Raw genomic sequence first — 10,197 nt, 5'->3', positions numbered from 1 at the left:
TTCCGAGGAGCTTACCGAGGAGCAGATAAATGAGATCAGGGCGCAGACCGTTAAGGCAGGCGACTGGGCGCTTATTACCCTTAAGCCGTTTATTTCCGAGGAAACGCTTACCGTAACGATGAAGAACGGCGATTCGTTCACGATAAATGTGACCGACTCTCAGATAAAGAAGACCGTTATAACGGCATCCGGCGAGAAATATGAGATAACCTTGACGTACGGGCCCGATGCCGAAATACCCGAAGGCGCAGACCTTTCGGTGCGCGAGATCCTGGATACCCAGGACAGCGAATCGGGTGAGAACGGCGAATATACGGAGTATCTCGCAAAATCGGCGGATAAGCTCAATCACAGCGAAGATGAAGTGAAGTATGCGCGTTACTTTGACATTTCCATAGTTGACGCGGAAGGAAACGAGGTGCATCCTGCGAGCGCTGTAGAGGTAAGGATAACCCTTGCGGACCGCGAAGCTTCCGAAAGACCCGTTGTTCTCCATTTCGACAGCGATAAAGACGATACCGTGGTTATGCGTTCGAACGACAACGGCGAGACCCTCAGATTCACAACGACGGGCTTCTCCGTATACGGCGTTGTAGTTGTCGAAGCAGAGGAAGGCGTGTTCGAATTCCGCGGCGAGGGATATACCGTGCGCGTTTCCTACACCGAGGAGGCAGAGATACCGATAGGCACTTTGCTTGAAGTGAGCGAGATAGAATTTGGCTCAGACGAGTATCTTAAGCGTCTCGGTCAGGCATGGAGCGAAGTTAATAAAGAATATCTTGAAGCGAAGAAGACGGGCGGCAATCCCAGTGTTCCTCTTGTAAATCTCAATACCGCAGTATTCTTCAATATCACGCTTACATATAACGGTGAAGAGATAGAGCCCAAGGTCCCCGTACAGGTAGAGATCGACTACGACAACGGTCTGTACGCGGGCGGCGCGACCGAGTTCGGCGTGGCTCATTACAAGGCCGAAAACGAGATAGAGCTTATCGAGGATGTTGAGACTGTCGTTGAAGACGATAAGGTATTAAGCTATACTTACGAGCAGGGCAGCTTCTCCGACGTGGGCACATATGCGGCTCGGGAGATGCAGCCTATGCCGATGCAGGCGAACCTCGCGCCCGGCCCCGATGATGCGGGCGGCGGACGCTTATTGGAAACTGCAGGCCTCTCCGATGCGACCTTGGAAGAGATCGTTCGCTCCGCTTCGGATTCGTCGGGGTTGCTTCGCGCGGCAGGCGACACAGAAGAGCCTTACACCAACGATAACAGCGGTGTTGTAAGACCTGAAGCAGAAAAGCTGCTTGAGGCAAATGAAGACGAGAACCATGTCAAGGACGGCACATATACGCTTACGCTGAGCGTAACAGGTCATTCGCAGATAACGCATACCATTGAGACCCAAAAGTCCAACGTGCTCTTCGTAATGGACCGCTCCAGCAGTATGATCACGAACCTCGTTGATACCGAAACCGAAACGTTCTGGTATTACGGCACATGGCAGAGCGGCGAAACTGCTTTCAGAGGAGACATAGGCCCTGATTCCGGTTATACGTTCTACGGCGTGATCGACGGCGAATACGTTGAACTGAATACAAGTTATACCTATTGGAACGGGAATTATCAGCAAACGGTAGGCGGTTGGGGCTGGGACAACTATCATCTGTACTATGAGGACGGAAATAACGGATTTGTAGAATATCCCATAGGTTCGCCGCTTTATGTCAAGAGCAGTAAAACGCGAATGGTTGCCGAGCAGGAGGCTTTAAGCACCATATTCAGCCAGCTTATGGACTTGAACGATGAAAGCGGCGAGGATGCAGACGTTGTCGAGATCTCTCTTATAAGCTTCGGCGACGAGAGATTTGACAAAAAGAGCTGGAGCAGCGAAACAGAGCTTGGCTCGCAGTGGCAGAGCGGAAGAGATCCGACTACTCTTAATGCCGTAGCCTCGAGCAACCGCTACACCAGCGGCACGAACTGGGAAGACGCGCTGCAATATGCAAAAGAAATCATAACCGCGAAAAAGACTGCGGACGAAGCTAACGGCAACACCGGCGAAGACTATTACGTTGTCTTCCTTACAGACGGCGAGCCGACTGCGGTCCATGGCGAATCCGGCGGCGCTTATCATAGAGATTCGGACGGTCTGGGCGGCGGGTGCATAGCTGCTTATGAAGAGGCCAAGGATGAAGCAAAAGATCTTGTAGACAACGGCGTTAAATTCTATAACATTTTCACATACCGTCAGTCTGAGAATGCGCTGTACTCCTGGTATTTATCCAACTATGCATATACAGGCGTAAATCATAACGGAAGCGAATCGGAGGCTAAGACGCGCAACTTTATCGACGCCAAGACCATGGACGATCTGAGAAAAGCGTTCAACGACATCTTTTATGAGATCAGCGACGCAGTAGGTCACACCAATGTCAGCATCACCGATACGATGACGACTGACGCCATGGCAACGACTATTGTTGAGGGAGAAACAAGCGGATATGTTTACAAGGTAACGGACAGCTCGGATACCTTGCTGTACACAGTCACGGCGGAAGGGGATATAAGCAATCCTACCGTAACGTTCAATGTTCCGGCTTCCTCCACGAAGAATTATACCGCAACGGCTTCTACCGTGGGAGGCAAGACCGTATACTCCGTAACGACCGTGGAAGGCCAGACATATAAAATGGCGCTTGCCGATGTGGACAGCGAAAACACCGCCGATCATACCCGCGGACTTACATGGGATCTTGCTCCCGTAGGATTTTTGATGGACGGCTGCACATATTCCGTAAGCTTCATCGTATGGCCGGATCAGAAGGCATACGACTATGTAGCAGGACTTAATAACGGGATCCCCGGCTACGAATGGAACACGGGTCTTTCTACATATCAGGATCTCACAGATACAAAGGGATATGAAATAGGCGGCGTTGACGGATATCCTTCCATCGTATATTATCCTGACAGCGGTTTATATGCCGTACTTACAAATACTGAGCAGAAGCTTCATTATACCGTTACCGAGATAGTTACGAATAATGACCAAACGTCTACAACTACACAGGGGCCCTACTATAAAGACCTTGATCAGCCCGACCCCATGAAGCTTGAAGCGGCTGATTCGAGTATAGAGAAGGTGTGGAACGTAGAGAGAGACCCCAGCGTTCTTGCGCAGTATCTCTATAATCAGGACGGCACACCCAAGCAGTTCACGCTGGGATTCGATATACTTAAGGACGACGACCCCACTACCGCTGCGGATGACGAGGCTAATAAATATACGCATGTAACCCTTGGCTGGGACGGCAGCAAGTACGTGTGGCAGCTTCCCAGCGTGCAAACCGTTATATATAACGGCAATGAATGCGAGGTGGGCATGCGCTGGACGACCGACTTCTCCATTGCGACCGGTCTTATGCTGAGCGAAGACAGAATGGACGCCGACGGATTTGACAAGAGCAAATATCCTTCCGGCATGTACGACGGCACGAGATATTATATTCTCGATGAAGGCCATGACTATACGATAAAAGAAGACGGTCTCACATATCATTTTGACTTCACCGCTCCCGTTTATCATCCCATGCTTGTAGACGGCGTTTTAAGAAGCGTTGAGCTTAGCAATATCGATAAAGTCAACATGACCGCCGATATAGACTCGATGACCGCCGCCGGCGTCAATCTGTCCTCTTTGAAAATAGAGAACACCCTTCGCGGATATATGCATCTTGCAAAGAAGGTAGTAGGTAAGGACGGAAGGACGCCCGTTGAGGATGACGATACAAAGTTTGTGTATGATATCGTGCTTGAAAACGATACGCAGCCCGGTCCGTTTACCGTGGCAGGCGACCATGTTCCGTGGTACGGTATAGACGGTCTTTACTACCATGACGCCGATGATCCATACCATTACTATCAGGCGGAGCCGAACGGTACGGGATCTGTCACATTGCGCGACGAGAACGGCCCGTTCTATAGGGCGACTTGCGACGGAGACTTTGCGGAGACTGCAGAAGCCGTGCAGATCACGGCTTGGCGTACTGCGGATTCGGAGCCGGTAACGTTCTGGCTTGCCGGCAACGAAATGACGCGTGACAGTGACAACTATGTTCACGCATCGCTTTCGATCTCGCAGGATCAGGTACTCAGCATCGCGAACGTACCTGTTGAAACGCAGTATTCCATTACAGAGCAAACGCAGCAGGGCTATGATCTCGTGAGCATCCGAAAGGAAATACGTGACGGTGACACTGTTGAAAGCGGCTCCTGGGCTACGGATGAAGAGCTTGACGAGATGCTGATAACGGGTGAGATCGTTACGAACAGGGACAACTATATCACGTTTACAAATAAGATCCATTCCGCAAACGTGACAGTAAAGAAGACAGACGACAGCGGCATGCCGCTTTCCGGTGCGACGTTCACACTGACGAGGACCGCGGACGCAAACGGCGTTGCTGTGACGGATGACCCAGTTACGAAGCCCGCCGCCGGTGAAACGGATACCGCAACGTATGAGTTTAAGAATCTTGCCGACGGCAGCTATACGCTCCACGAGACGCCGCCCGCCGGATATGAGGCCATAGGGGATATAACGTTCGACGTAGTTGACGGCGAGATCACGAATATTTCAAAACCTTCGGAAGTTGAATGGAACAGCAACAGGGCTACCTTTACAGTTGAAAACAGCCCCATTGTCACATCAGGTCAGCTGACCGTGCGCAAGCAGTGGCTCGATTTCTTCGGAAATGCGACCGAGCATGAAGGTACGATCGACCTTACGCTTAAACAGTGGGTGCAGGAAGACACCTCGCAGCATACGGTATCGTTTTATTTCCGCTGCGTAGGAAACGGAAACGGCGGCACTAATTCCTGGCCTTTACCCTCGTGGACAGCCATTGCAGACAGGAGCGCAACGGGCGCCGGAGACGTTACTATTCAATGGGATTGGAACCAGTGGACGACGGAGCAGCCTTTTACTATTAGCGGACTTGGGTCAGCAACATATGAAACCTCATGGTCTCCCGACGGAGTACAATTCCAAAACGACGGTTCGGGAAAAGGCGGCAGGCAGACGCTTACGATACACAATGTCACGAGTAATCTGGTTTTATATATCCTGATCAATAACAACAATTATACCGGTACAAGCAGCAACTTGATCTATCAGCCTTCTTTTGCCGGAGTTGAGGCCGATATGGTGGAAACAGGCGGCACAAAAACCGTTACGCTCACGAGCGGCGACAACTGGTCACAGCAGTTCGAGGTATCAGGCAGCGGCCTTCTTTCGGAAAGCAGCACAACGCTTCCGCTGACTTATAACGGAAAGCAATGCTATTACACGATCGATGAGGAGACGGTGCCCGAGGGCTTTACGTTATATCAGATCACCGAGGATAAGCTCCAGTCAGGCATACTTACCGCCTACAACAAGAAAAACACCGTCGATATTTCCGTTGAGAAGGTAGACGGCAACAACGTAACGACAATGCTTGAAGGAGCAACGTTCGAGCTTAATCAGCTTGACGTAACCCTTGCAGGCGGCCGCTATCTTACCGACGGCTTATTGGGAGTTGAAAAAACGACCGGCGTGAGCGGAACGATCTCCTTTGATGACCTGGGCTTCGGCTATTATGAGATAAAGGAGACGCACGCGCCCGACGGATACATTCTTACGGGTGATAATGCGGTATACGTAAAGATCGACGAAGACGGCGTGACACGTATCGCAAAGGATGATACAAAAACGCCCGACACATGGGCAGAAGCCTCTGACAATTCGTTTGCATACGTTCGTAACGCAACCGTCACCGTATACAACAACCCGGGCGCTGAGCTTCCGTCCTCCGGCGGTATCGGAACGGGACTCTTCTTTGCCATGGGCGCGGCGCTCATGATAGGCGCGGCAGCTTGGTACACCGTAAGAAGCCAAAGAAAGCTTAAAAGAAGACGGACACGCAGATAAATATGCGCCCCGAAGCATAAAACTTCGGGTCACGTTTGCTCTGCTCTGCATATCATGCAGGGCAGGGCAATAACGATATACACAGTAATGCGCGTAAGAGGAGCTACGACGATGAAAAAAAGAGCGGCGACTGTTGTGATTGTCGTCATATTCGTTATAGGAATTTCCATACTTCTCTATCCTACGGCGTCGGATTATGTGAGTAAGCTTTCGTTCAACTCAAGAATATCCGAGTATACGCGCATAGTTGCAGGGTCTGACGAGGCCGAGCTTGAAGAGCTTTGGGATAAGGCCGTTTTATATAACAGCGAGCATAAAGTAAACCGCTTTTACGAGCCTTCGCCCGAGGAGCACGCTCTTTACGACGAGCAGCTTATCTTGAACGGCTCCAACGTGCTCGGAACGCTTCAGATACCGTCTATAGACGTATCGCTGCCGCTTTATCACGGCGCTGACGACGACGTTCTTGAACACGGCATAGGGCATATCGAGGGTTCAAGTCTTCCCGTGGGGGGTACGGGCACTCACTCGGTGCTCTCGGGCCACAGGGGCCTGCCGTCGGCAAAGCTGCTTACCGACCTTGACAAGGTGGAAGTAGGCGACATATTTATTCTGGAGGTGCTGGGGCACACGCTTACGTATGAGACGGATCAGATAGCCGTTGTGCTTCCCGACGACGTGTCGCTCCTTCAGACAGACCCCGAAGCTGACCTTTGCACTCTCGTGACGTGTACGCCTTACGGCGTAAATTCGCACAGGCTTTTGGTGCGCGGCCACAGAACAGACAATATAAGCATCCGAGTAACGCCGGACGCTCTTAAGATAGACCGCGCTGTGCTTATTCCGGCGGCAGAAGCGCCGTTTGTGATAATACTTTTGATACTTATATTTATTGACTCCAGAAGACGGAAACAAAAGGGAGTATGATAAAATGAAAACTAATTTAAAAAGAGGACTTGCGGTATTTACGGTTCTTTGCATGATCCTGTGCATAGGCGTCTGTGCCCTTGCGGCCGACGGCGACGGTGACGTCGCTCTGCCTTCGCCTCAGCTTGTCGATAAAGACGGCAATATCCTTACGGGAACGATAACCATATTCATGGAGTATAAAAAGACGGCCGTCCCCGGAGACGGCAAGGCCGACTTCTCGCTTTACAAGGTGGCAAACTGGGTACCCACCGAGGACGGCAGATATACGTTTGAGATACTTCCCGAATTTGCGGAGTGCGGAGTTGAGCTTTCCGACGATATCACAAAAACGGGAACGGCGAGCGACGCATGGCGCTTGGGCCTTTGGGCGAACACAAAGATGATAAAGCCCGACGCGACGCTTATAGTTGACAAAAAGGGACAGGTTTCATTTAAGAAGCAGGAGTACGGCTTATATCTTGTAATGCAGAATTATGCCGTATCGCCGTATAAGGTGATAAGCCCGTTTCTTATTTCTCTGCCGACATACGACGCAGAGAAGGGGACGTTTGTAGACAATATCTGGGCGAAACCGAAGGTAGAGGTAAAAAGGACGGTAAATCCGCAGATCGAGCTTATGGATAATGACAATCCGACGCCGGACAATCCGCCGGATAATCCGCCCGACAACCCGCCGGATAACCCGCCGGACAATCCGCCCGACAACCCGGATAACCCACCGGACAATCCGGACAATCCGCCGGACAATCCGGACAATCCGCCGGATATCGACATACCGCCGGACGACGTGCCTCTTTCCGACTGGCCGGGCGGAGACGAGCCTCCCGAAGTGGAACTGGACGAACCGCCGGTGCCGCTTGCGGATATGCCCGGACTGCCGCAGACGGGTCAGCTTTGGTGGCCTGTGATACTCATGTCGGCAGTGGGAGCTGTGTTCGTATTCTCCGGAATAGCAATGAAACGCAGGGATAAATATGAAAAGTAAGGCTTCACGCAGATGGAAGGTATTTGTTGCGATAGGCTGCGCGCTTCTTTGCGCCGCCCTCGCGCTTATAATCCATAACGCAGTTGAATCTGCGAACGCCGAAAAATACGCAAAAAGCGCCGTGGAGAAGTTTGAGCAGATAGTTACCGAAAGGCGGCCCTATATATATTCGTCGGCGTCGCAGGATGTTTCATGGGAGGAGTATCTTGAAAGCGGCGGCGAAACGGAAAAAACGGACGCCATCGTTACGATAGACGGACAATATTACATCGGCATGCTTGAAATACCCTCGCTCGATTTGGAGCTTCCCGTTCTTGCTGACTGGGATTATGATAAGCTTGCCATGTCTCCGTGCAGATACAGCGGAGCCGCAGTAACGGACGACCTTGTTATCTGCGCGCACAATTACAAATCTCATTTCGGTCCGCTCAGATGGATCAAATTCAATTCGGACGTATATCTGACAGACGTTGACGGAAATATCCACCATTATATCGTTGACAACATTGAAACGCTGCCCCCGGCAAATATCGAGGAAATGATCACGGCCGAGACGAGCGAAGGCGACGATATCTGGGATCTTACGCTGTTCACATGTACGCCCGGAGGCGCAAGCCGAATGGCCGTGAGATGTGTGAGAGTTTTAGACTATTAAAGCGCAGATACACGCGGTACGGTATTTACAGGCGTCAAACGGACTGTTTTTGCGCCAAGGCTTTGACGTCGGATCGGACTGACTGTAACTTTTAGTGCTTATGTCAGTCCGATTTTCTTGAGGATCAAAAAACGGCGCGTGTATCGTTATTATTGCTTTTATTTGAAATTATGATCTTTACGCCTACTAATCGTTTGCGGAGGGCTTAAAATGGTAAAAAACGATCTTCAGAAATTAAAAAGAGCGGAGCTTCTTCAGATCCTGTATGAACAGAGCAGGCGTATCGACGAGCTTGAAGAGGCTTTGGCTGAAGCGAATAAAAAGCTTGAGGACCGCAGGCTCATCATAGAGAACGCGGGTTCGCTTGCGGAGGCTGTTGTGAAGATCAATCAGGTAATGGAGGCGGCTCAGGCTGCCGCCGAGCAGTATATTTACAATATAAGGCAGGACGGTGGGAAAGAGTGAACAACTTTTTAAAAAAGGCCGCCTCTGCAAAAAATGAGCTTTTTAAGAGGCGCGCGCACAGCGAAGAAAATAAGACTGAGCCGCAGGAGCAGGATCAGGAGAACGTGGTACTGCCGTCTACCGAGCAGATAAAAACAGAGCTTGACAGAACGCAATATCGAAGCAGATACTCAAGGGTGCTTCGCAGCACGATCTATTCGCTTATAGTCGTTGCGGCTATAGCGATACTCGTTGCAACGCTCTGGCTTCCCGTGCTTCAGATATACGGCACTTCCATGGAGCCCACGCTGTATGAGGGGAATATCGTTCTTTCCATAAAGGGAAGCGAATTTGAAACGGGAGATATCATAGCCTTTTACTACAACAACAAGATACTTGTAAAGCGCGTTATAGGAAACCCTGGCGATTGGATAGATATAGACGCAAAAGGCGTTATTTATTTAAACAACGTGCCGCTTGACGAGCCGTATGTCGACGAGCTGGCAATAGGCGACTGCAACATAAAGCTGCCTTATCAGGTGCCTGACGGCAGAGTGTTCGTTTTAGGCGATCACCGCGCCACTTCCGTTGATTCGAGAAATTCAGCCGTAGGATGCGTTGCGGAGGAGCAGATAGTGGGAAGGCTTGTCTTCAGGATATGGCCGATAACGGCGCTTACGCCGCTTTAAACCATTATATACCGTAAAAAAGTTTTATTTTGCGGAACATGATCGGTTAAAAATCTGTCAAAATAAGCAAAGAGCGGTATAATAAAGAATGTGCTCATAAAATAAGCAAGAAACAACGTGTAAAGGAAAAAGCTTGACACAAAATCATTTTAAAAAAGCATACTATGTCATCGAGAACAATTGATAGTTCAAGCTTTACATGTTTTAATGAATTAGTTGGAGATCACCCGATTTTTCAGCCGAACAAAAGGCTGTTTTACAGGCAGATCTTTAGTGAGTTTTTTTTAAGTTTTAGTTTAGAGAAAAGCTTAAAGGTTTGGTTATTTCTTTTGTGAGGCGACAAAATGAAAGGCATTAACTCAGAAAAACAACTGAATTAATCAAAAGCAAGCTTAAAGACAGGCGAAGAAGAAAACAGCTTATCGTTCTGGCTTCTTTAGTCGTGTTTATTACGACTTATGCGCTTATCCTTCCGGCGATAACGCTTGAGACCCAGGCGGCGCGCGAAATGTCGGGCGTA

6 protein-coding genes are annotated in these 10,197 nt (G+C 50.1%); all 6 read left to right on the top strand.

Annotated elements, in window-relative coordinates; genetic code table 11:
• On the top strand, positions 1-5,974 hold a 5,974-nt coding region (locus IJG50_09750; protein ID MBQ3380120.1), incomplete at its 5' end, for an LPXTG cell wall anchor domain-containing protein.
• A gap of 111 nt (positions 5,975-6,085) precedes the next feature.
• Complete coding sequence (locus IJG50_09745; protein MBQ3380119.1) at positions 6,086-6,901, top strand: class C sortase; 816 nt, start codon at positions 6,086-6,088, stop codon at positions 6,899-6,901.
• 4 nt (positions 6,902-6,905) lie between these two features.
• Positions 6,906-7,889 (top strand): hypothetical protein, encoded by a 984-nt coding sequence (locus IJG50_09740; GenBank protein MBQ3380118.1) that lies wholly within the window; start codon positions 6,906-6,908, stop codon positions 7,887-7,889.
• The gene (locus tag IJG50_09735; GenBank protein MBQ3380117.1) at positions 7,879-8,544 is read left to right on the top strand and encodes a sortase; all 666 of its coding nucleotides are present in this window, start codon (positions 7,879-7,881) and stop codon (positions 8,542-8,544) included. The genes IJG50_09740 and IJG50_09735 overlap by 11 nt, the downstream gene beginning before the upstream one ends.
• A 210-nt stretch (positions 8,545-8,754) precedes the next feature.
• Positions 8,755-9,009, top strand: coding sequence for a DNA repair protein (locus IJG50_09730; protein ID MBQ3380116.1), 255 nt, complete (start codon positions 8,755-8,757; stop codon positions 9,007-9,009).
• Positions 9,010-9,113: 104 nt separating this feature from the next.
• Positions 9,114-9,677, top strand: a complete 564-nt coding sequence (gene lepB / locus IJG50_09725; GenBank protein ID MBQ3380115.1) for a signal peptidase I — start codon at positions 9,114-9,116, stop codon at positions 9,675-9,677.
• Positions 9,678-10,197: the final 520 nt, after the last annotated feature.

Source organism: Clostridia bacterium (genome assembly GCA_017405765.1).
GTDB lineage: Bacteria > Bacillota > Clostridia > Oscillospirales > RGIG577 > RGIG577.
The sequence above is the reverse complement of the archived record's forward strand: the minus strand, read 5'-3'. Positions and strand labels throughout refer to the sequence as shown.

Excerpts from the sequence above, each read along its gene's own strand:
- IJG50_09730 (MBQ3380116.1), top strand. The coding sequence starts at position 8,755 with ATGGTAAAAAACGATCTTCAGAAATTAAAAAGAGCGGAGCTTCTTCAG.
- IJG50_09740 (MBQ3380118.1), top strand. The coding sequence starts at position 6,906 with ATGAAAACTAATTTAAAAAGAGGACTTGCGGTATTTACGGTTCTTTGC.
- IJG50_09745 (MBQ3380119.1), top strand. The coding sequence starts at position 6,086 with ATGAAAAAAAGAGCGGCGACTGTTGTGATTGTCGTCATATTCGTTATA.
- IJG50_09735 (MBQ3380117.1), top strand. The coding sequence starts at position 7,879 with ATGAAAAGTAAGGCTTCACGCAGATGGAAGGTATTTGTTGCGATAGGC.